This window comes from Duganella sp. GW821-FHT07F09, from assembly GCF_059418705.1.
Genome location: NZ_JBWKQJ010000009.1, coordinates 303,769 through 325,932, shown reverse-complemented (window position 1 = coordinate 325,932; position 22,164 = coordinate 303,769). Strand labels below are relative to the sequence as shown.

Annotated in this window: 17 protein-coding genes; 13 read left to right on the top strand and 4 right to left on the bottom strand. The window is 65.9% G+C overall.

Features of this window, described 5'->3' with window-relative positions:
* The first annotated feature begins 3 nt into the window (after positions 1-3).
* From AC07P1_RS23930 to corA, 5 genes are all read left to right on the top strand, one after another.
* Positions 4-891, top strand: a complete 888-nt coding sequence (locus tag AC07P1_RS23930) for a TonB family protein (protein WP_494698187.1) — start codon at positions 4-6, stop codon at positions 889-891.
* A gap of 2 nt (positions 892-893) precedes the next feature.
* A complete protein-coding gene (gene aroE / locus AC07P1_RS23925) occupies positions 894-1,712 on the top strand; it encodes a shikimate dehydrogenase (RefSeq protein WP_494698236.1) in 819 nt (272 codons plus the stop codon).
* Entirely contained in the window at positions 1,709-2,419 is a 711-nt protein-coding gene (gene mtgA / locus AC07P1_RS23920) for a monofunctional biosynthetic peptidoglycan transglycosylase (RefSeq protein WP_494698186.1), read from the top strand. Before aroE ends, mtgA begins: the two co-directional genes overlap by 4 nt.
* Before the next feature lie 164 nt (positions 2,420-2,583).
* The gene (locus AC07P1_RS23915; RefSeq protein WP_494698185.1) at positions 2,584-2,964 is read left to right on the top strand and encodes a DUF4124 domain-containing protein; all 381 of its coding nucleotides are present in this window, start codon (positions 2,584-2,586) and stop codon (positions 2,962-2,964) included.
* Positions 2,965-3,045: 81 nt separating this feature from the next.
* Complete coding sequence (gene corA / locus AC07P1_RS23910; protein WP_090323671.1) at positions 3,046-4,014, top strand: magnesium/cobalt transporter CorA; 969 nt, start codon at positions 3,046-3,048, stop codon at positions 4,012-4,014.
* A gap of 77 nt (positions 4,015-4,091) precedes the next feature.
* Here corA and AC07P1_RS23905 read toward each other — a convergent pair whose 3' ends face one another.
* Together AC07P1_RS23905 and AC07P1_RS23900 are read right to left on the bottom strand one after the other, a co-directional pair.
* Entirely contained in the window at positions 4,092-5,726 is a 1,635-nt protein-coding gene (locus AC07P1_RS23905) for a methyl-accepting chemotaxis protein (RefSeq protein WP_494698184.1), read from the bottom strand.
* A gap of 213 nt (positions 5,727-5,939) precedes the next feature.
* Positions 5,940-6,680, bottom strand: coding sequence for a GAF domain-containing protein (locus tag AC07P1_RS23900; protein ID WP_494698183.1), 741 nt, complete (start codon positions 6,678-6,680; stop codon positions 5,940-5,942).
* A 286-nt stretch (positions 6,681-6,966) separates the two neighbouring features.
* Here AC07P1_RS23900 and AC07P1_RS23895 point away from each other — a divergent pair, with 286 nt between their 5' ends.
* Together AC07P1_RS23895 and AC07P1_RS23890 are read left to right on the top strand one after the other, a co-directional pair.
* Positions 6,967-8,697 carry an ABC transporter permease gene (locus AC07P1_RS23895; RefSeq protein WP_494698182.1) on the top strand — a complete coding sequence of 577 codons (1,731 nt, stop codon included), beginning with the start codon at positions 6,967-6,969 and terminating at the stop codon, positions 8,695-8,697.
* Positions 8,698-8,711: 14 nt separating this feature from the next.
* Positions 8,712-9,995, top strand: a complete 1,284-nt coding sequence (locus AC07P1_RS23890; RefSeq protein WP_494698181.1) for an ABC transporter ATP-binding protein — start codon at positions 8,712-8,714, stop codon at positions 9,993-9,995.
* A 160-nt stretch (positions 9,996-10,155) separates the two neighbouring features.
* Here AC07P1_RS23890 and hemL read toward each other — a convergent pair whose 3' ends face one another.
* Positions 10,156-11,460: a glutamate-1-semialdehyde 2,1-aminomutase gene (gene hemL, locus AC07P1_RS23885; RefSeq protein WP_494698180.1), complete on the bottom strand. Its 1,305-nt coding sequence runs from the start codon at positions 11,458-11,460 to the stop codon at positions 10,156-10,158.
* A gap of 45 nt (positions 11,461-11,505) precedes the next feature.
* On the bottom strand, positions 11,506-12,357 hold the full coding sequence (thiD, locus tag AC07P1_RS23880; RefSeq protein ID WP_494698179.1) for a bifunctional hydroxymethylpyrimidine kinase/phosphomethylpyrimidine kinase: 852 nt from the start codon (positions 12,355-12,357) through the stop codon (positions 11,506-11,508).
* A 57-nt stretch (positions 12,358-12,414) separates the two neighbouring features.
* On the opposite strand from thiD, the gene AC07P1_RS23875 reads away from it, so the two are divergent.
* The 6 genes from AC07P1_RS23875 to AC07P1_RS23850 all read left to right on the top strand — a co-directional run bounded on the left by AC07P1_RS23875 (position 12,415) and on the right by AC07P1_RS23850 (position 22,106).
* Positions 12,415-12,606: a rubredoxin gene (locus AC07P1_RS23875; protein ID WP_315213631.1), complete on the top strand. Its 192-nt coding sequence runs from the start codon at positions 12,415-12,417 to the stop codon at positions 12,604-12,606.
* Positions 12,607-12,715: 109 nt separating this feature from the next.
* Positions 12,716-13,138: a response regulator gene (locus AC07P1_RS23870; protein WP_315213633.1), complete on the top strand. Its 423-nt coding sequence runs from the start codon at positions 12,716-12,718 to the stop codon at positions 13,136-13,138.
* 19 nt (positions 13,139-13,157) lie between these two features.
* Complete coding sequence (locus AC07P1_RS23865; protein WP_494698178.1) at positions 13,158-13,523, top strand: response regulator; 366 nt, start codon at positions 13,158-13,160, stop codon at positions 13,521-13,523.
* 3 nt (positions 13,524-13,526) lie between these two features.
* Positions 13,527-14,102: a chemotaxis protein CheW gene (locus tag AC07P1_RS23860; RefSeq protein WP_494698177.1), complete on the top strand. Its 576-nt coding sequence runs from the start codon at positions 13,527-13,529 to the stop codon at positions 14,100-14,102.
* Between the two features lie 91 nt (positions 14,103-14,193).
* Entirely contained in the window at positions 14,194-16,509 is a 2,316-nt protein-coding gene (locus tag AC07P1_RS23855) for a methyl-accepting chemotaxis protein (RefSeq protein WP_494698176.1), read from the top strand.
* A 38-nt stretch (positions 16,510-16,547) separates the two neighbouring features.
* The gene (locus AC07P1_RS23850) at positions 16,548-22,106 is read left to right on the top strand and encodes a hybrid sensor histidine kinase/response regulator (protein WP_494698175.1); all 5,559 of its coding nucleotides are present in this window, start codon (positions 16,548-16,550) and stop codon (positions 22,104-22,106) included.
* Positions 22,107-22,164: the final 58 nt, after the last annotated feature.

Here is a 22,164-nt window from a genome sequence, read left to right as displayed (position 1 = left end):
CGCGTGAAGTCTTTCCAAGAAAATCGCTTCCTGTACATCGCCATCGGCATCTCGGTGGTGGCGCACGCCGCCATGCTGGCGGTGCGCTTTGTCGCCCCGACGCCGGCGCCGGTGAAGCCAACCGATCCCGGCCTGGAAGTCATCCTCGTCAACGCCAAGCACAGCAAAGCCCCGCTGAAGGCCGAGGCGCTGGCCCAGGCCAACCTTGACGGCGGCGGCAACGTCGACAAAGGCCGCTCCAGGTCGCCGCTGCCGGACATGCGCAAGACCGAGGACGGCGAAAGCATCAAAGCCTCCAAGCGCCGCATCGCCGAGCTTGAGGAACGCCAGCGCAACCTGCTTACCCGCGTGGCCAAGCCCGATCCGTTCAACGCGCCGCCGGTGACCGAAAAGACCGCCCCCGATCCGCTGCCGAGCGGCGCCGACCTGCTCGACGCCAGCAAGGCGATCGCCCGCCGCGCCGCCGAGATCAGCGAAACCATCGAAGACCAGAACAAGCGCCCGAAGAAAACCTTCATCACGCCGAGCACGCGCGGGGTTGGCTACGCGATGTACTACAAATCGCTGCAAAAGCGGATCGAAGATATCGGTACGCTGAACTTCCCCCAGAAGAACGGCCGCAAGCTGTACGGCCAGCTGGTGTTGTCGATCCCGGTTTTCCAGGACGGCACGATCTACGAGAAGGAAGGCGGCATCAAGGTCGACCGCAGCTCCGGCAACGCCGCGCTGGACGACGCCGCCATCAACATCGTGCGCCGCGCGGCGCCGTTCGGCAAGTTCCCGCCGAACATGCTGTCGGCCGACAAGGACGATCTGTGGGTGATCGTCACGACATTCAAATTTACCCGCGAAGACAAACTACAAGCCGACATGAGCGGCGGAGGACGATGACGATGGATCGCTACTGCGTGTTCGGCAACCCGATTGCCCACAGCAAATCGCCCGAGATACATGCCGCTTATGCGGCCCAGACCGGCCAGGAATTGCAGTACGAAAAACGGCTGGCGCCGCTGGACGGCTTCGCCGCCGCCGTGCACGCCTTCATCGCCGAGGGCGGCAAAGGCGCCAACGTCACCTTGCCGTTCAAGCTGGAGGCGGTCAAGGTCGCCAACGCGCTGACGATACGCGCTCAGGCCGCCGGCGCCGTCAACACCTTGCACTTCACCGAGGACGGCATCATCGGCGACAACACCGACGGCGCAGGCCTGGTGGCGGACATCGTCGGCAACGCCGGCGTGGCGATCACCGGTAAGCGCGTGCTGCTGCTGGGTGCCGGCGGGGCGGCGCGCGGCGCCGTGCTGCCGATCCTGGAACATCGCCCGGCGCAGCTGGTCATCGCCAACCGCACCGTGGCCACGGCCGTGGCGCTGGCGGAACAGTTTGCGGCATTGGGCGGCGAGGGCGTGGTGTCGGGCTGTGGTTTCGCCGACATCGAAGGCGGCTTCGACGTCGTCATCAACGCCACCGCCGCCAGCCTGAACGCCGAGGTGCCGCCGGTGTCGCCATCGGTGTTCGCGCCCGGCGCGCTTGCTTTCGACATGATGTATTCAAAGTCCCCCACCGTATTTTTGCAGTTTGCCGACCAACACGGCGCACGGCTGCGTGACGGCCTGGGCATGCTGGTGGAGCAGGCGGCCGAGGCGTTCAGCGTCTGGCGCGGCGTGCATCCGGCCACCGGCGACGTGCTGCAACGCCTGCGCGATCAGTTATGAGCGCCGCCAAAGGTGGCCGCAAGTGGGCCTGGGTGAAATGGATCTTCATCCTGCCGGTGCTGCTGTTCGCGGCGGTGCAGCTGTATTTCTTCCTGCAGATATGGTGGTGGGTCGACCATAACCCGTCGCGGACCAGCTTCATGCGCCAGCAAGAGTCGGCGTTGCGCGAGAAAAATCCCAAGGCCGAGATCAAGCAGGTCTGGGTGCCGTACAACCGCATCTCGAAGAATCTTAAACGCGCCATTATCGCGTCCGAAGACGCCAACTTCTCCGAGCATCAGGGCGTGGACTGGGAGGCGCTGCAAAAAGCCTACGAGAAGAACACCAAGAAGAGCAAGGTGGTGGCGGGCGGTTCGACCATCACGCAACAGCTGGCGAAGAATCTGTTCCTGTCCGGTTCGCGCAGCTACCTGCGCAAGGGCCAGGAGCTGATCATCACGTATATGCTGGAAACCTTGATGGAAAAAGAGCGCATCTTCGAGATCTACCTAAACGTGGTGGAGTTCGGCAGGGGCATCTTCGGCGCCGAAGCGGCGGCGCAGCATTATTACCGCGTGAGCGCGGCCAATCTCGGCGCGTCGCAGGCGGCCAAGCTGGCGGTGATGCTGCCCAATCCGCGCTTTTACGACACGCACCGCGACTCCGGCTATCTGGCGCGGCGCACCGGCGTCATCCTGCGCCGCATGGGATCGGCGGAGTTACCATAGGGGCCGTCGCGGCATTGTGTCTCTTGAATTATCAACGGAAACACGTAGGGCGGATTAGGCGGAACGCCGTAATCGGCCATGTATGAGCCGTTGGTCGCGCATGCATGGCCGATTACGCTGCGCTAATCCGCCCTACGAAAATCATGCTTAAGCGGGGGAACGATATGAAGAGGCAAAGCGGTTTCGGGTTGATCCAGGTGGCCATCATCATGGCCTCGCTGGCGGCGGTGGCGATGGCGTTCCTGATGTCGGCGCGGCACGAGCGTAATTTCTTCACAGAGGGTATAGCCCGGCTGACCGGCAAGCCGCCGGCGGCGCCGGGTTCGGCCAGCGCCAGCGTCGCGCCACCCGCGCCGGCCGGCGTGCTGCGCAAATGCGTCATCGACGGCAAAACCGTGCTGTCCGATGTCGACTGCAAGGACGGCAAGGTCGTCAAATCGCTCGACACGCGCGGCATCGAGGCGCCGAAACCGCCCAAGCCGGACCCGGCCGAGTCCGCGCCGCGGTCGGCAACCGATAAAATGATTGAAAAAGCCACCCAGTAGGGCGAAAAACCGCGTGGCAGGCTGGCCTCGGCAGGGGCTTTGCGGGTACACTTGCGCTGTTTCCAGAAGGCTCGCGTACCCATGATTAATGTTTTCGTTCTCCAGAATGGCCGACTCAACCAGGTGCCCATCGACAGCCGCTCGGACCTGGAACAGGTTGAGCCGGTATGGGTCGACCTGACCGACCCGACGGACGACGAACGCGCATGGGTCAAAGCCATCTACGGCGTGACGTTGCCGGGCGAGGACGAAGTCAAGGACATCGAAGCGTCGGCCCGTTATTACGAAGCGGAAAACGGCGACTTGCACCTGCGCACCGACTTCCTGCTGGAAGAGGAGGACGGCCCGTCGCGCATCGTCACGGTCGCCTTCATCCTGGCGCGCAAGATGCTGTTCTCGGTCCACACCGACGACCTGCCGGTGTTCCGCCTGGTGCGCATGCGGGCGCGCTCGCGGCCCGGTTCGATCGCCGACTACATGGACGTGCTGCTGGACCTGTACGCCACCGACGCCGAATACTCGGCCGACGCGCTCGAGGGCATCTATCAGAACTTGGAAGAGGTCAGCGGCCGCGTGCTGCAGGAACAGTTCACCGACCAGGACGCGGCCGCGGCGCTGAACTCCATCGCCCACGAGGAAGACTTGAACGGCCGCATCCGCCGCAACATGATGGATACGCGGCGCGCCGTCAGTTTTTTGATGCGCGGACGCTTGCTCAATTCCGAGCAGTTCGAAGAGGCGCGCCAGATTCTGCGCGACATCGAGTCGCTGGACGGCCACACGTCCTTCCTGTTCGACAAGATCAACTTCCTGATGGACGCCACCGTCGGTTTCATCAACATTAACCAGAACAAGATCATCAAGATCTTCTCGGTGGCCAGCGTGGCCTTCCTGCCGCCAACCTTGATCGCCTCGATCTACGGCATGAACTTCAAGCGCTGGTTCCCGGAGCTCGATTGGGCGTTCGGCTATCCGTTCGCGCTGATCCTGATGGTCACCAGCGCCATCGCGCCGTTCTGGTACTTCCGCCGGCGCGGCTGGCTGAAATAACGGTCCACCTCCCGGCGCCAGCGTCTACGGTCCACCTCGTGTAGAAATGGTGGACCTGACCCCGGAGTAGCTGCGGATTAGCCGCGCGCCAGGCGCAGGCTTGGACGGGCGCTTGCCTTGACGGGCTTGGCACGCGGCTGGGCCGCGGCGACATGGCCGCGGTCGCCTTCGAGCTTGAACTGGCCGACCAGGCCGGCCAGGCCCGACGCCTGCGCCTGCAATTCCTGGGCGGCGGCCGAGGCTTCCTCCACCAGCGCGGTGTTTTGCTGCGTCATGCCGTCCATCTCGCCGATGGCGCTGCTCACTTCGCCGATGCCCTGGCTTTGCTCGGCGCTGGCGGTGCTGATCTCACCCATGATCTCGGTCACGCGTTTGACGCTGTCGACCACCGCGTGCATCGTCGTGCCGGCCTTGAGCACCAGTTCCGAACCGGTGCCGACCTTGGTGACGGAGTCGTCGATCAGCGCCTTGATTTCCTTGGCGGCGGCAGCCGAGCGCTGCGCCAGGTTGCGCACCTCGGTGGCGACCACGGCGAAGCCGCGGCCCTGTTCGCCGGCGCGGGCCGCTTCGACGGCCGCGTTCAGCGCCAGGATGTTGGTCTGGAAGGCGATGCCGTCGATGACGGAAATGATGTCGACGATCTTCTTCGACGATTCGTTGATCGAGGCCATGGTGTCGGTCACCTGCTGCATCACTTCGCCGCCTTCCTCCGACACCGACGAGGCGGTTTGCGCGAGGCTGTTGGCTTGCTGCGCGTTGCTGGCGTTCTGTTTCACGGTCGAGGTCAGCTCCTCCATCGCGGTGGCGACTTTTTCCAGCGACGACGCTTGCGTGGCGGTGCGCGACGACAGGTCTTCATTGCCGATGGCGATTTCGGACGAGGCGCTGGCGATGGCGTCCGTACCCTGGCGCACCTGGCCGACGATGGAAGCCAGACTGTCACGCATGGTCTTGATGGCGAACAGCAGGCTGCTGTCGTCGCCGGCCTTGATGTCGACGGCGATGGCCAGGTCGCCTTGGGCGATCTTGTTGGCGATCTCGGCCGCGTAGGCCGGCTCGCCGCCCAGTTGCTTGAGCAGCACGCGTTTGATCAGGCCGGCGATCAGCAGGCTCAGGATGAAGGCGGCGGCGGTCAGCGCGATGGTCCAGCTGCGCGCCGTGGCGGCGCTGGCTTCGGACTGGTCGCTGGCGGCGGCCGCTTCCTTCTGTTCCTGGGTCATCAGCACCGCCATGTCGGCGACGATCTGGCGGCGCAGCGGGCTGCAATCGTTGACCAGGAAGGTGCCGAATTCCTCCATCCGCTTGGCTTCGCGCAGCTTGCGCGGTTGCTTGAGCGCGTCGGCCATCGTCAGCAGGCCGGCCTTGACCTTGTTGAACTGGGCGTCGCCGCCGAAGCTCGGCGTCATTTTTTCCACGGCGGCCAGGTAGATCGCTTTTTGTTCGTCGACGATGGCCAGTTCCTTGGCCGCCTGGGCGTCGTCGCTGAAGATATAGGCGTTGCGCGCGGCCAGGCCGGTTTGCGCCAGCGCCTCGCGGGCGACGTACAGCGGCGCCAGCCGGTCGTCGTTGATGTGGTCCTGTTTCTTAAAGGCTGCGCCGATCGACGACACGCCGAGGATGGAGACGGCGGCGAGGATCAGCATGAAGGCGGTGAGCATGCCAAAGCCCAAGCTTAACTGGGTACCGATTTTGAGTTTTTTAAATGCGTTCATAATATTTTTCCCGGACATGTTTAGTGTTTCCACAACTCGGCGACCGGCCGGCGTAGCGGAAACGGAGCCGCAAGGCGGCGACAATGACGTTTGATTGGCTGTCGCAAGAGTTGGGCGAGGCCGGATGAATTTGCTGCTATCGATACAGAACTACGGATGCTAAATTTTTGAACGCGCCGGCGAAGGTGGAGGCGGCGCGTGGTGTTGCGATCCTTAGCGCGGAACGCGGCGCTGAATCTCTTCCGATGCCAACGCCGCCAGTTCGCGCAGGGAACGCACTTCGCGGTCCCTCAGTTTGCGCGGCTCCCGGTCCAGGATGCACAAGGTGCCCAGTGGATGGTTGCCGCCGTCGAGCAGCGGAAACGCGGCGTAAAAACGAATATGTGGTTCGCCGATGACCAGCGGATTGTCCTGGAAGCGTGGATCGCGGGTCGCGTCCTCCACCACGAACAGCCCGTTTTGCAAGATGGCGTGGCTGCAGAAAGCCCACTCGCGCGGCGTCTCGCCCGCGTCGATGCCGATGCGCGACTTGAACCATTGGCGGCGCGAGGTCAACAAACTGATCAGTGCCATCGGCGAGTCCGTGACCTGGCTCGCCAGCCACGTCAGGCGGTCGAACACCGATTCCGGCGGCGTGTCCACCAGCCGCGCCGCGTCGAGCGCCAGCAGGCGTTCGGCTTCGTCGTGCGCGACCGGGTACGGCGGCGCGGCGGCCGGCAGGAATTCGACGCCGCTGGCGATCCTGGCCTTGACGGCGGCGGCCGGCGCGATATCGCCGTTGCGCTGCTCCATCAAGCGCCGTACCGCGCTCAGGCGCACACGGCGGTGGCCACCGGGCGTCTTCCACGACGGGATCGCACCATTTTCTATCCATAGCTGGGCCGTGCTGACGGCGACGCCCAGCAACTCGGCGGTCGCGCGCGTGGTCAGGACGGAGTCTTTGCTATGGGGCATCGGTTAGCTTTCTATCGGTGCGTGATCGCACATCTTGTGGCGATTGTACTGAATTTCCTCAAGGAAATGCCGGAAATTGACGGAAATGATGATTTGGTTGCGTTTCGGCAACGAATTAGTGGCTCCTTGCCATGATTGCCGACGCCGGATGGGAGGCGTCATCAAAATCGTCATTTATGAAATATCCGTGTCCTGAGCGGTCGCGGACCGGCTTTCATAACCGTAATAAAGTCGACACTTGTTTCCTTTAGAATGGCCGCCAGTCTCACTCTACCGGCCATAAGTCATGAACAAGAAACGCCAGTTCTTCCCGCGCCAGGTGGTCGAGGCCGGCGGCAACCGCTGGGATTGGGCGCTGCTGCCCATCGTGCTGGCCGTGTTCGTGCTGCTGGCCTATGGCGGCCAGCAGATGGCGCGGCCCTACGAACTCGGCCAGGTGCTGCCGCTGTCGCTCGACCCGGTCAACCTGCCTTATTACCTGCTGCGCACCACCCTGCGCATGTTCATCGCGCTGGGCGCGTCGGTGGTCTTCGCCTGCGTGTTCGCCGCGCTGACCACCAAATACAAGCTGGCCGAAAAAGTGCTGGTGCCGTTGCTCGACATCCTGCAGTCGATCCCCATCCTCGGCTTCCTGTCGATCACGGTGACGGCCTTCATCGCGCTTTTCCCCGGCAACCTGCTGGGCGTGGAGTGCGCGGCGATCTTCGCCATCTTCACGTCGCAGGCGTGGAACATGGCCTTCTCCGCCTACCAGGGCTTCCGCAACGTGCCGGCCGAATTGTCGGAGGCGGCCAGCGTGTTCCAGCTCTCGGGCTGGCAGCGCTTCTGGCGCCTGGAGCTGCCGTTCGCCATGCCGGGCCTGCTGTGGAACATGATGATGTCGATGTCCGGCGGCTGGTTCTTCGTGGTGGCGTCGGAGGCGATCTCGGTCTCCAACCAGAACATCAAGCTGCCCGGCATCGGCTCGTACATCGCGCTGGCGATCGAGCGCAGCGACCTGGGGGCGATGGGCTGGGCGGTGTTCGCCATGCTGATCGCGGTGCTGATGTACGACCAGCTGTTCTTCCGGCCCTTGCTGGCGTGGGCCGACAAGTTCCGCTTCGAGGAAACCGGCGGCGACACGGCCCAGCAATCGTGGCTGCTGACGTGGCTGCGCCGCACCGAGCGCACGCAGGCGCTGGTGGCGTGGTGCGGCGACCTGCTGTCGCGCTCCATCGCGCTGTTCCGCCTGGGGCACGACGGCACCTCGATCCGCGCGCGCCGCCACACGCAGGCGCCCGGCGCGCAGCGGGTGTGGGACGCGATCATCGCCGCCGTCGTCTTCTACGCCCTGTGGACCCTGGGTCATTTCATCAGCACGGAGGTCGGCTGGAGCGAGGTCGGACGCGTGTTCGTGCTTGGCCTCTACACCTTGCTGCGGGTGATGCTGCTGCTGGTGCTGGCGTCCGTGATCTGGGTGCCGGTCGGCGTCTGGATCGGCATGAATCCGCGCTGGGCCTCGCGCACGCAGGCGGTGGCGCAGTTCCTGGCCGCGTTCCCGGCCAACCTGGTGTTCCCGGTGGCGGTGATCCTGATCATGCGCTTCCATCTGAATCCGGACGTCTGGCTGTCGCCGCTGATGATACTCGGCACCCAGTGGTATTTGCTGTTTAACGTGATCGCCGGCGCCTCGACGATACCGACCGAGCTGCGTCACGCGGCGCGGAACTTCGGCTTGACCGGCTGGCTCAAATGGCGGCGCTATCTGCTGCCGGCCATCTTCCCCAGCTTCGTCACCGGCGCCATCACCGCGTCGGGCGGCTCGTGGAACGCCAGCATCGTGGCCGAATACGTCAGCTGGGGCAGCACCACCGTCAAGGCGCATGGACTGGGCAGCTACATCGCCGAGATGACCGCCACCGGCGACTTCCCGCGCATCGCGCTGGGCATCGGCGTCATGTGCATCTTCGTCATGGGCTTCAACCACTTCGTCTGGCGCCGCCTGTACACGCTGGCCGAGAGCCGGCTGCATTTCTGAATTAAGGGCATATCATGGGCACACCTATCGTCGAATTGAAATCGGTCGGCAAACACTTCCGCGCCGCCGACGGCTCCGCGCGCGCGGTGCTGCAGGGCGTGGATTTCACCCTGCACGAGGGCGAGATCGTCGCGCTGCTGGGGCAGTCCGGGTCCGGTAAATCGACCATGCTGCGCATCATGGCGGGGCTGATCCCGGCCGACGACGGCCAGGTGCTGTATCGCGGCATGCCGCTGTACGGCACCGCTCGCGGCATCCGCATGGTGTTCCAGTCGTTCGCGCTGTTCCCGTGGCTGACGGTGCAAAAGAATATCGAGCTGGGTCTGGAGGCCCAGGGCATGCCGGCGGCGGAACGGGCGCAGCGCGCCGAGAAGGTGATCGATTTGATCGGCCTGTCGGGCTTCGAGGGCGCGCTGCCGCGCGAGCTGTCGGGTGGCATGCGCCAGCGCGTCGGCATCGCCCGCGCGCTGGTGATGGAGCCCGAGGTGCTGCTGATGGACGAGGCGTTCTCCGCGCTGGACGTGCTGACCGGCGAGCGCCTGCGCGAGGAAATCCTGGAGCTATGGCAGTCGGGGCGGATTCCGACCAAGGCGATCCTGGTCGTCTCGCACAACATCGAGGAGGCGGTGATGATGGCGGACCGGGTGCTGATCTTCGCCAGCGATCCGGGACGGGTGCGCGCCGAGCTGCCGATATCGCTGCCGCAGCCGCGCAAGGCGGAGGGACCGGAGGTGCGCCACCTGATCGACCAGGTGTACGAGTTGATGACGGCGGGGGCGGGACGGCGCGGCTTGATCAGCGAGAAGGAGGTCAAGCTGCAGCTGGGCGACCGTCTGCCGCAGGCGAACATCGCGCACATGGAGGGGATACTGCAGTTGCTGGCCGAGGAGCCGTTCTCCGGGCGGGCGGATTTGCCGCAGTTGGCCGAGGAGACCGAGCTGACCGACGCCGAGCTGCTGGAGGTGCTCAACGCGCTGATTTTGCTGGGGTTCGCTTATCTGACCAACGGCGATATTTTGTTGACGGAGCTGGGCGGGCGCTACGCGGTGGCGGCCAACGCCGAGCGGCAGGCGATGTTCGGTGCGCAGTTGCTGGAGCATGTGCCGTTGGTGGCGTACATCTGCCATGGGCTCAAGCAGGACAAGTCGGGTGATTTGCCGGAGGAGTTGTTCCTCAAGCTGCTGCGGTTCACGCTCAGCGACGAAGAGGCCGAGCGCGCGCTGCGCGTGGCCATCGAGTGGGGGCGGTATGGGGATTTGTTCGAGTACAACTTCAATACGGGCGTGATCGAAACCTGACCCGGTGTTGGCGGCGCGGCGATGGCGGATTACGCGCTGCGCGCTAATCCGCCCTACGTGTCTCAGTGGTGTTCATAGGCCGACGTGGAGAAACCGCGCAAACACGTAGGGCGGATTAGCGTAGCGTAATCCGCCATGTGTGATCCGCCAGCGGCCCGAATCAGGCGCCCAACCGCTTGAACACCCGGCTTGCCGCCGCGATGGTCTCGTCGATCACTTCGTCGCTGTGCTGCGCCGACACGAACCCCGCCTCGAACGCGGCCGGCGCGAAATACACGCCCTCGTCCAGCATCGCGTGGAAGAAGGCGTTGAAACGCGCCCGGTCGCCGGCCATCATCTCGGCGTAATTGTTCGGCGGCGTCTCGCTGAAATACAAACCGAACATGCCACCCACCGAATCGGCGCAGAACACCACGCCGGCCGCCTTGGCCGCCTCGGTCAACCCCGCCGCCAGGCGCGCCGCCGTGGCGCTCAATTTCTCGTAAAAGCCCGGCTCCTGGATGATGCGCAAGGTCGTCATGCCGGCCGCCACCGCCACCGGATTGCCCGACAACGTGCCGGCCTGGTAGACGGCGCCCAGCGGCGCCATCTTGCCCATCAACTCGGCGCTGCCGCCGAAGGCCGCCACCGGCAAGCCGCCGCCGATCACCTTGCCCAGCGCCGTCAGATCGGGCTTGATGCCGTACAATTCCTGCGCGCCGCCCAGCGCCACGCGGAAGCCGCACATCACCTCGTCGAAGATCAATACCGCGCCATGCTTGGTGCACAGCGCGCGCATCGCCTGCAGGAAGGCCTCGCTGGCCTTGATCAGATTCATATTGCCGGCCACCGGTTCGACGATGACGCAGGCGATGTCGTCGCCGAACGAGGCGAACGCCTCCTCCAGCTGCTCGACGTTGTTATAGTCCAGCACCAAGGTGTGCTTGACGAAGTCCTCCGGCACGCCGGCCGACGTCGGATTGCCGAAGGTGAGCAGGCCGCTGCCCGCCTTGACCAGCAGCGAATCGGCGTGGCCGTGATAGCAGCCTTCGAACTTGACGATCTTGTCGCGGCCCGTGGCGCCGCGCGCCAGGCGCAGCGCGCTCATGGTCGCCTCGGTGCCCGACGACACCAGGCGCACCTGCTCGATCGACGGCACCAGGCGGCAGATCTCCTCGGCCATCAGCACTTCGCCCTCGGTCGGCGCGCCGAACGACAGCCCGCGCGCGGCCGCCTCCTGCACCGCCTTGACCACCAGCGGATGCGCGTGGCCGACGATGGCCGGCCCCCAGGAGCCGATGTAGTCGATATAGCGCTTGTCGTCGGCGTCCCAGAAGTACGGGCCTTCGGCGCGGGTGATGAAGCGCGGCGTGCCGCCGACCGAACGGAAGGCGCGCACCGGCGAGTTGACGCCGCCCGGCGTGGTTTTCTGGGCGCGGGCGAACAGGGTATCGTTTTTGGAGGGGGTGATCGAGTTCGTGGTCATGTTGGCATCTTCGGTGGCAGGTGTGTGGACGGCGCGCATGGATGGTTACTGCATGTCGGCGGCCGTGGTCAGCAAATGGAAAAAGCGGTTGGGCACGAACTTGCCCATGCCGTAGCGCTGCGCGTGCGCCAGCGCGCCGACGGTGTATTCCTGCGCCGCCGCCACCGCCTCGGGCACGTCGGCGCCGCGCGCCATGAACGCGGTGATGGCGGCCGACAAGGTGCCGCCGGCGCCGAGGAAGGGCCCCGGCAGGTGCTGCCAGGCGTCGTGGCTGATCATGCCCTCGGCGCCGAACAGGGTGTTGGCCAGGATGTTGGGCGATGTCGCGTCGCCCTGCGGCGTGCCGGCGGCGGTGCCGGTGACGAGCACGAACTCGCAGCCCAACGCCAGCAGGTGTTCGACGTCCGATTCGAGCGTGTCCTCGGCGCCTTCGCGCCAGGTCTCGGCCAGCCGGCCCAGTTCCACCAGCGACAGCATCAGCAAGGTCGCCTGCGGCACCAGCAACTGGCGCACGGCGGTGAGCAGCTCTTCGGCGTCGTCGTCGGGCAGGTCGGGCAGGCGGCTGCTGAACGGATCGAGGATCAGCGGCGCGTCCGGATAGTCGGACAGGATCTCGGCGATCGCCGCCACCTGCTCGATATTGGTCAACGCGCCGACCTTGAAGGCCGCCATGGTCATGTCCTCCAGGACCACGCGGGCCTGGTCGGAGACCCAGTCGGGATCGATTTCCTGCACGTCCTCGACGCGCGCGCTGTCGCCGATCAGCAACGCGGTGGTGACCGCAAGTCCGGTGCAGGAGAGGGCCGAAAAAGCCGCCAGGTCGGCCTGGACGCCCATCGCGCCGGCCGGATCGGCAGCGCCGAAGCTTAATATGAGAGGAGAAGTTTGGTTTTGCACGGCTGGTAGATTAAGATACCTAATTCAGCATTTTACTTGATTGAAGGGTGGCAGAACGTGAGTAGCAATGAAACAACGCAGGAGTTCCAGACCTGGATGTGCCTGATCTGTGGCTGGATCTACGACGAGCAGGCCGGCCTCCCGGACGAAGGCATCGCCCCCGGCACCCGCTGGGCCGACGTGCCGATGAACTGGAGCTGCCCGGAATGCGGCGCCCGCAAGGACGATTTCGAGATGGTCGCGCTCTGACGCCTGCCGGCGCGCGTTGATTTTACCCGGCCAACGGCGGCCGGCGCCAGCAAGGCGTGCCGGCCGCTCCGCCTATGCTATCGTGTAGCATCATTCCAGCGATTCGATTATGACGACCACGCCGCAAGCTAATGTGCCCGATTCGGCCCTGAAAATCATGGTGATCGACGATAGCAGCACGATACGTCGATCGGCCGAGATCTTCCTGAGCCAGGCCGGCTACCAGGTGGTGCTGGCCGAAGACGGCTTCGACGCCCTGGCCAAGATCAACGACCACCACCCGGCGCTGGTGTTTTGCGACATCCTGATGCCGCGCCTGGACGGGTACCAGACCTGCGCCCTGATCAAGAAAAGCGCGAAATTCCATGCCACGCCGGTGCTGATGCTGTCCTCCAAGGACGGCCTGTTCGACCGCGCGCGCGGCGCGATGGTCGGCTCGGCCGCCTATCTGACCAAACCTTTTACCAAGGACAGCCTGCTGGCCGCCGTGCGTGAGCACACCGGCGGCGCGTCCGTCCCGTCACCAGAATAAGAAAACCGCAGAGGGAATTATGGCCATACACCGCATTTTGATCGTCGACGATTCGCCCACCGAACGTTACTATCTGACCGATATCCTGGTGCGCAACGGTTTTTCGGTGTCCGTGGCCGAAAACGGCGAGGAGGCGCTGGCCAAGATCAAGGCCGACAAGCCGCAGCTGATCCTGATGGACGTGGTCATGCCCGGCGCGAACGGCTTCCAGGTCACCCGCTCGATCGCCCGCGACCCGGAGCTGCAGGATGTGCCGGTGATTATCTGTTCCAGCAAAAACCAGGAGACCGACCGCATTTGGGGCCTGCGCCAGGGCGCGCGCGATTACCTGGTCAAGCCGGTCGACGCGGCCGATCTGCTGGCCAAAATCGCCGCCCTGGGCTAGGCGATGAACAGCCGCGCGCCAGATGGCGCCACCCCGCCGGCCGGCACGGAACGCCGCAGCCGCCTGCGCCAGTACCAGGTGCAGCTGCTCGAGCGCATGCAGGCGGCCAAGACCGGCGCCAATGTCGGCGGGCGCGAACTGGGTGTGCTGATCGGCGGCCGTTTGTGCCTGCTGGACCTGACCCAGATCGGCGAGATCGTGCCGCCGCAGCCGGTGATGCCGGTGCCGCTGACGCGGGACTGGTACCAGGGCCTGGCCAATATACGCGGCAACCTGACCGGCGTGATCGACCTGGCGCGCTACCAGGGGCAGGGCACCGGCGCCGACGACACCGCAGTGTCGGAGCGCCGCTTCATCACCTTCGCGCCGGGACTGGGCTTTAACTGCGCGTTGCTGGCCGGCCGCGTGCTGGGCCTGCGCAAGCTGGCCGACATGCGGGCCGTGACCGGGGCGCAGGCGGCCGAACAGGGTCGCGCGTGGTGCGGCCAGCATTTCGACGACGCCGAAGGCCAGCGCTGGACCCGGATCGATCTGGCGCAGCTGGTGCGCGAGCCGGGTTTTCTGCAGGTTGGTTTGTGATGCACGTACACTGCGGGTGACGCGGGTGAGGTGGACGACACGGGCAGCAGCCGCATCGCGGGTCGCATAAAATTAATCCGGAGAGGGTGGAATGGCTTTCAAGATGGGTAGTTTCTCGAATGGCAACCGGAATGCCGACCAGGATGGGACCTCGAATTCGGAATTCGGCGAGGCCGGCGATTCGCAGTTCATGCATGCCGCCGCCGATACCGCCGATATTGCCGATACCAGCGCCGACGGCGGCGCCCCGCTGCGCTTGCGCGACGCGCTGGGCCGCCTGGGCACGCGCGGGACTGTCTCCGAGACCGGCGCCGGCCTTAAACTGCCGCTGATCGGCCATCTGCCGGCGCAGCGCCAATTGAGCATTTTGTCGACCGCGCTGGCCGTCGGCCTTGGCGCGAGCGCGGTGTTCGTCGCGCTTAACACCATCCACAGCAACAACCGCTCGACGCAGACCCAGATCGCCAGCGACGCGCTGATGCACTCCCAGCGTATCGGCAAGGCGGCGCCGAACGCCGTGCAAGGCAGCGCCGAGGGCTTCCGCCAGCTCGAGGAAAGCCGCAAGGAACTCAATAACGACATCAAGCTGATGACGCGCGGCGGCACCTATCAGGGCCGCGACATCGGCGAGCCGCGCGCCGACCTGGCGCCCGTTGTGCTGGCCGCGAGCAAGCAATGGAGCGCGACCGACATCGCCGCCGACACCATCCTGACCCTCAAGGCGGACCTGAGCGGCGTCGACAAGACGCTGCAAAGACTGAACACGATGTCGCCCGACCTGCTGGCGCGCACGGAGGAAATCACCGCCATCAAGCTGCAGCGCGGCGGCACGGGGCGCGAGCTGGCCGCGCTGGGCGGGCTGTCCATGCTGACCCAGCGCATGAGCCGTGGCGCCAGCGAATTCCTGACCGCCGGCGGCATCAGTTCGGAGACGGCGTTCCAGCTGGGCCGCGACACGACGGTGTTCCGCAACACGGTCGACGGTTTCCTGAACGGCAGCGCGCCGCTGGGGATCGCTGCCGTGCGCGATCCGGACCTGCGCGAGAAGTTCACTTCGCTCAAAGGCGACTTCGAGGAGTATCAAAAGCTGGTGACGGCGATCCTCAACAAACTGGATAAATTCAGCGCCGCGAAAACCGCCGAGCAGTTGATCTTCAACGACAACGAAGCGCTGCGCCAACGCCTTTCGGTGCTGCAGCAGGCCTACCGCGAAGACCAGGATTCGCTCGGCCTGACGTTCTGGCTGATGGTGGCCGGCGGCTTGCTGACCCTGGTCACGGCGGCGGCCATCGGCCGCGTGCTGCTGATGGACTCCCACAACCGCACACGCGGCGCCGACCGCCGCCGCCAGGAGGCCGAAGCGATGCGCCAGCAGTCGCAGCGCAAGGAGGAGGAAGCCAAGGCCATGAACGATCAAAACCAGGCGGCGATCCTGCGCCTGATGAACGAGCTGCAGGAAGTGGCCGACGGCGATCTGACGGTGCAGGCCACCGTGTCCGAGGACATCACCGGCGCGATCGCCGACTCGGTCAATTACACGGTCGAGGAGCTGCGCGGGCTGGTGGGGCGCGTGACGGTGACGGCGGAGCAGGTGACCAAGGCGTCCACGCACGCGCAGAACATCGCCAGCAACCTGTTGCAGGCGTCGCAGCGGCAGTCGCGCGAGATCCAGGACGCCAGCGCCACCGTGGCCAAGATGGCCAACGAGATCACCGACGTGTCGCGCTCGGCCAGCGAATCGGCCGACGTCGCGCGCCAGTCGGTGGCGGCGGCGCGGCAGGGCTCGACGGCGGTGGAAAACGCCATCAAGGGCATGCATGAGATCCGCGACCAGATCCAGGACACCTCCAAGCGCATCAAGCGGCTGGGCGAATCGTCGCAGGAGATCGGCGAGATCACCGAGCTCATTTCCGACATCACCGAACAGACCAACGTGCTGGCGCTGAACGCGGCGATCCAGGCCGCGTCGGCCGGCGAGGCGGGGCGCGGCTTCTCGGTCGTGGCGGAGGAGGTGCAGCGGCTGGCGGAGCGCTCGGCCGAAGCGGCCAAGCAGATCGGCGCGCTGGTGCGCACCATTCAGACCGATACCCACGACGCGGTGGCGGCGATGGAAAAATCGACCCAGGGCGTGGTCGAGGGCGCGCGCCTGTCCGACGCGGCCGGCGCGGCGCTGAACGACATTTCGCAGGTGTCGAACCGGCTGGCCGAACTGATTTCCGGGATTTCGCTCGCCACCGGCCAGCAGGCGACATCTGCCAACGGCGTGGCGCACAATATCCAGCACATCCTGACGGTGACCGAGCAGACGCAGGACGGCACGCAGCAAACCGCGCAATCGATCCATAAACTGTCGGTGCTGGCGCAGGAATTGAAAAACTCGGTGGCGCGATTCCGCATCGCGTCCTGAACGCACGCCGCGCACCTCATTGAAAGGCCTAGGCAAGCATGACCACAACTGATTTTTCGACACCACCACAACCGCAATTGGATACCGGCCCGCTGTCCTGGGTGATGGTCGAAATCCGGGAGTCGCTGGCGCGCTCCAGGACCGCGCTGGTCGAGGCGGGCGGCAGGGCGGCGGAAGATCAGGCGACGCAGCTGCAGCATGCGAAATCGCATTTGCACCAGGCCCATGGCGCGCTGCAGATGGTCGACATCGACGGCGTAAGCCGGATGACGGAGTTGGCCGAGGCGGCGCTGGACCGGTTCAAGGCCGGCACGGTCAAGTGCAGCACCGACAATGTGGAGGCGGTGTCGCAGCTGTATCAGGCGTTGGTCGAGTATCTGGAGGAACTGCTGGAGGGCGCGCCGTCGCAGCCGGCCAGGCTCTTCCCTTACTACCGCGCGGTGCAGGAGATGATAGGCGCCGACCGGATACACCCGGCGGACCTGTTCTTCCCCGATTTGTCCGGCGCGCCGGACGCCGATGACGCCGCAAGCGGCGAGGGCGCTGGCGCGGCGGCCGACGGGGTGGCCGACGGGGTGGCCGATTACCCGGCCCACCGCCAGCGTTTCGAACGCGCGCTGCTGCCTTATATGAAAAGCACGGAACCGGCGCAGCAGCGGGAACATGCCGCCGCGCTGCTCGACGCCGTGAAGCTGGTCGCCGATGCGCAGCGCGACCACAAGGCCCGCACCTTCTGGCTGGCGATGCAGGGCTTCGCCGAGCTGGTGGCCGGCGGCGAACTGGCGGGCGGCCTGTATGTGAAGCAGCTGTTCGGGTTGATCAATCTGCAGATCCGCCGTCTGAGCCAGGGCACCGTGGCGCAGCCGGACACGATGTTGCGCGACGCGCTGTTCTTCATCGCGGCGGCCGGCGCCGACACCGAATCGCCGACGGCGAGGAAGATGCGCGCCTTTTTCGCGCTCGACGGCCTGGCGCCGGCCGATTACGAGACGCGCCGCTACGGCCAGATCGACAGCGAGGCGCTGGAGCGCGCCAGGACCGGCATGGCGCAGGCCAAGGCCAGTTGGGACAGGCTGGCCGAGGCGGAGATCGATCCCGGTCTGGACGCGGCGTTCGACACCGCGCTGGCCGACGTCGCGGGCGAATGCGACAAGCTGAATATGCCGGCCCTCGGCGCGCTGATGCGCCAGCTGGCCGATGTGGCGCGCACCGCCGTCTCGGCCGGCCGCAGCGAGGAGCTGGCGCTGGAGATGGCGGCCGCGCTGCTGTTCGCCGAGCATGGCCTGGAGCAGATCCGCCACCTGCCGGCCGACTTCGCGGCGAATGCCGATACGATAGGCGCCAGGCTGCTGGCGCTGGTGTCCGGCGATACGCCGCCGGAGCCGGCGCAGTGGCAGAGCGGCCTGGCGCGGCGGATGCGGCAGGACGACACCGCGATCGCGCTGGCGCTGGAAATGAAAACCGGCTTGCGCCAGGTGGAGAAGGTGCTCGACGAGTACTACATCGATCCGGCCAAGCGCCCGTCGCTGGCGGAACTCGATCCGGTGCTGCACCAGTTGCAGGGCGCGCTGGCGATGCTCGATCAGGACGATGCGATGAAGGCGGCGCGGCACGTCAAGGCCGGGGTGCTGTCGCTGGCCGCCGGCGGCGGCGATTCCACGCAGGAGCAGAAGGCGCTGGATGACATCGCGCAGAACGTCGGCGCGCTGGGTTTTTTTGTCGACATGCTGGCGCAGAACGCGGCCGGCGCGCGCGAGCGGTTTGCCTTCGACGCGCAGCAGGGGACCTTCCGTTCGGTGCCGTTCAAGAAGATGGCGGAGTCGGAGTCGATACCGGTGCTGGACCAGGAAGTGCTTGCCCCTGCGCCGTCGTCGATGCCGGCGGAAGCGCCGCCGCCCGCCGCCAGCGACGCGGCGGTGGAGGCGGAGCTGCTCGAGATCTTCATCGCCGAGGCGCGCGAGGTGCTGGACTTTGTCGATGAAACGCTGGCGAAGCCAGGTCCGGAATCCGGCGGCGAGCAGTCCCTGATCATGTTGCGCCGCTCCTTCCACACGCTCAAGGGCAGCGGGCGGATGGTGGGTCTGAACCAGTTCGCCGACGCCGCGCATGCCGTCGAGCGGGTGATGAATACCTGGCTGGCCGAGGAACGGCCGTCGTCCGATGCGCTGTTCGAGTTGTTGGCGGCCGCCGCGCGCGAGCTGGGCGCCTGGGTGGCGGAGTTGGCGTCCGCCGGCGTATCGGCCCGCAACGCCGACGCTTTGGTGGCCGCCGCCCTGCGTGTTCAGGAGGGGGGCGAATTCTTCATCGGGGAAGCCGTTCCGGCGGCGGATGAAGCGCCAGCGGCACCGGAGGCCACGGCGCCGGCGGCGCCTTCCGCCACCGGCAACGTCATCGAGTTCCCCACCGTGGCGCCGCCGCTGGCGCCGCGCGACGACAACGTCAAGCATATCGGCGGGTTGGACATCCCTCTGCCGCTGTACAACATCTATCTGCACGAGACGGACGAATTGGTTCGCCTGCTGCAGCAGGACTTCGGCGAGTGGCGCCACGAGCCGCGCCGACCGGTCAATCCCGAGGCGCTGCAGGCGTCCCACACGCTGGCCGGCACTTCCGGCACGGTCGGCTTCAAGGTGTTGCGCGAGGTGGCGCTGGCGCTGGAGGCGACGCTGCAAGCGCTGCTGCCGCCCGCTCCGCATCTGGATCAGGCGCAGCACGATCTGCTGGACTTCGCGATAGAGCGCATCCGCCAGATGCTGGGGAGTTTTGCGCAGGGGGATATGCCCGCCGCGCAGCCGGAGCTGATCGCCGCCTTGCAACAGTTGAGCGGGGAACTGGCCGCCACGCCGCCGGGCGCCGGCCAGGATATCGAGGCGCGCCTGGATGATCTGGTGGCGGAGACGATGGAAAACATCGTCTCGCCGCCGCTGCCGCCCGAAGCGGAAGAGACGCCGCTGGACCGCTTGTTCAGGGATGCCTACGACATGCTCAGCGGGAGCGCGCCGGAATCGGACGCCCCCGTGCCCGCGCCGGAGCCGAAAAAGGCCGAGGCGCGCGCCGATGACAGCATCGACGATTTGTTCAACGCGGCCTTCGACGACGCTTTCGCCGAGCCGCCGCTGAATATGGCCGCGCCGTCGGAACCGGAATTGGAACCGGAATTGGAACCGGAACCGGAATTGGAACCGGAACCGGAACCGGAATTGGAACCGGAACCGGCGCTGGACGCCGAGATCATCGAACTGGCCCCGGCCGAGCCGGAGATCCTGGCCGCCGCGCCCGCGCTCTTCAACGACGAACTGGACGCCGACCTGCTGCCGGTCTTCCTTGAAGAGGGGGCCGACCTGCTGCCGCAAGTGGGCGAAGCACTGCGCGCCTGGCAGCACAATCCGGCCGACACGTCGCACGCGCAAGGCCTGCTACGCCTGCTGCACACGGTCAAGGGCAGCGCGCGCATGGCCGGCGCGATGCGCCTGGGCCAGCACGCGCATGAAATCGAAACCCATATCGAGAATATGGTGCACGCCGGCTTTGTCACGCCGCAGGCGTTCGACGAGCTGCTCGCGCACTACGACCACGCCTTGTTGCTGTTCGAACAATTGCAGCAGCCGGACGCGCTCAAATCCATCCCGGCCCAAGCCGGTGTCGCCGGTCTCGCCGCCGACGTCGAAAGCTTGGAAGCCGACGCGCCGGCGCCGGCTGGCGGCGATGCCGCGCCCGGCGCCGATATCGCCGCCGACGACGTGGCCGGCATTCCGCACGTGGTACCGCCGGGCGAGGAGCCGCCGGCCGGCGCCAAATCGCCGTTGGTGCGCGTGCGCGCCGATATCCTGGATCGCCTGGTCAACCAGGCCGGCGAGGTATCGATCTCGCGCTCCAAGCTGGAGAACGAAGTCGCCACCTTGCGCTCGTCGCTGCTGGACTTCTCCGAAAACCTCGGCCGCCTGCGCCGCCAGTTGCGCGAGGTGGAAATGCAGGCCGAATCGCAGATCGCCTCGCGCATGTCGGTGTCGAGCGACCGCGAATTCGATCCGCTCGAATTCGACCGTTTCACCCGGCTGCAGGAGCTGACCCGCATGATGGCGGAAAGCGTCAACGACGTCGCCTCGTTCCACGAGAGTTTGACCCGTGGCGTCGATGCCGCCAGCAACGACCTGGTGCTGCAGGCGCGCCTGACGCGCGATCTTCAGCGCGACCTGATGCGCGTGCGCATGGTGCCGTTCGCCAGCATCTCGGAGCGGCTGTTCCGCGTGGCCCGTCAAAGCGCCAAGGAAGTGGACAAGCGCGTCAATCTGGACATTCGCGGCAGCGCCGTGGAGATCGACCGCAGCGTGTTGGAGCGCATGGCCGCGCCGTTCGAGCACCTGCTGCGCAATGCCATCGCCCACGGCGTGGAGTCGCGCGCCGCCCGGGCCGAGGCGGGCAAGAACGAGACCGGCGAGCTGCTGGTGCAGGTGACGCAGCAGGGCAACGAGGTTGTCATCGAATTTACCGACGACGGCGGGGGCCTCGATCTGGAACGCATCCGCGCCAAGGCGATCGCCAGCGGCCTGCTGCTGGAAGGGGACGAGGCCAGCGAGGCGCAGATCGCCGACCTGATTTTCGAGCCGGGATTCTCCACCGCCGAATCGCTGACCGAGCTGTCGGGGCGGGGCGTCGGCATGGACATCGTGCAATCGGAGGCGCAATCGCTGGGCGGGCGCGTCGACATGTTTTCCGAACGAGGCAAGGGTACGCGCTTCACCATCCGCCTGCCGTTGACCTTGGCCGTCACGCAGGTCGTGCTGCTCGACGCCGGCGGCAAGACCTATGCCTTGCCGTCGATTTTGGTGGAACAGGTGCTGCAGATGAAGGACGTGGCGCTGGCCGAGGCGCATCAAAGCGGTTTCGTGCCGATCCAGGGGCACCAGGCGGCGCTGCATTATCTGCCCGCCTTGCTGGGCGAGGTGGATGCGCCCGTGCCGGCGCGGCGGTCGGCGCCGGTGATGATGCTCAAGAACGGCAACGAGCGGCTGGCGGTGCAGGTCGACGAGGTGCTGGGCAACCGCGAGGTGGTCATCAAGAATATCGGTCCGCAATTGTCGCGCATGGCGGGTATCGCCGGGGCGACGGTGCTGGGGACGGGGGATATCGTGCTGATTCTGAATCCGGTGGCGCTGGTGCAGCATCTGGCGCATCAGCCGGAGGCCCGGCGCCAGTACGCGCGGGCGGCCAATCCGGCGCTGGCGCGTCCGAACGCGCGTTCCATCATGGTGGTGGATGACTCGATGACGGTGCGGCGCGTGACCCAGCGCTTGCTGGAGCGCGAAGGCTACAACGTCCTGCTGGCCAAGGATGGCGTGGACGCGCTGGAGCAGTTGCAGGACACGACGCCGGATTTGATGCTGGTCGATATCGAAATGCCGCGCATGGACGGTTTCGACCTGACGCGCAACGTGCGCGGCGATGACCGGACCAGGGAAATTCCGATCATCATGATCACGTCGCGCAGCGCGGACAAGCACCGCAATTACGCCTTGCAGCTGGGCGTGAACGCGTATTTCGGCAAACCGTTCCAGGAGCCGGTGTTGCTGGAGGCGATCACGGGACTGTTGAAATGACCTGCGCCTCGCGCGACAGTTTTACGGGACCGTGCAAATAACCTCGGATCCACGTAGG

Excerpts from the sequence above, each read along its gene's own strand:
- AC07P1_RS23915 (WP_494698185.1), top strand. The coding sequence starts at position 2,584 with ATGAAGAGGCAAAGCGGTTTCGGGTTGATCCAGGTGGCCATCATCATG.
- AC07P1_RS23870 (WP_315213633.1), top strand. The coding sequence starts at position 12,716 with ATGACGACCACGCCGCAAGCTAATGTGCCCGATTCGGCCCTGAAAATC.
- corA (WP_090323671.1), top strand. The coding sequence starts at position 3,046 with ATGATTAATGTTTTCGTTCTCCAGAATGGCCGACTCAACCAGGTGCCC.
- AC07P1_RS23850 (WP_494698175.1), top strand. The coding sequence starts at position 16,548 with ATGACCACAACTGATTTTTCGACACCACCACAACCGCAATTGGATACC.
- hemL (WP_494698180.1), bottom strand. The coding sequence starts at position 11,460 with ATGACCACGAACTCGATCACCCCCTCCAAAAACGATACCCTGTTCGCC.
- aroE (WP_494698236.1), top strand. The coding sequence starts at position 894 with ATGGATCGCTACTGCGTGTTCGGCAACCCGATTGCCCACAGCAAATCG.
- mtgA (WP_494698186.1), top strand. The coding sequence starts at position 1,709 with ATGAGCGCCGCCAAAGGTGGCCGCAAGTGGGCCTGGGTGAAATGGATC.
- AC07P1_RS23865 (WP_494698178.1), top strand. The coding sequence starts at position 13,158 with ATGGCCATACACCGCATTTTGATCGTCGACGATTCGCCCACCGAACGT.
- AC07P1_RS23895 (WP_494698182.1), top strand. The coding sequence starts at position 6,967 with ATGAACAAGAAACGCCAGTTCTTCCCGCGCCAGGTGGTCGAGGCCGGC.
- AC07P1_RS23890 (WP_494698181.1), top strand. The coding sequence starts at position 8,712 with ATGGGCACACCTATCGTCGAATTGAAATCGGTCGGCAAACACTTCCGC.
- AC07P1_RS23900 (WP_494698183.1), bottom strand. The coding sequence starts at position 6,680 with ATGCCCCATAGCAAAGACTCCGTCCTGACCACGCGCGCGACCGCCGAG.
- AC07P1_RS23855 (WP_494698176.1), top strand. The coding sequence starts at position 14,194 with ATGGCTTTCAAGATGGGTAGTTTCTCGAATGGCAACCGGAATGCCGAC.
- AC07P1_RS23860 (WP_494698177.1), top strand. The coding sequence starts at position 13,527 with ATGAACAGCCGCGCGCCAGATGGCGCCACCCCGCCGGCCGGCACGGAA.
- AC07P1_RS23905 (WP_494698184.1), bottom strand. The coding sequence starts at position 5,726 with ATGAACGCATTTAAAAAACTCAAAATCGGTACCCAGTTAAGCTTGGGC.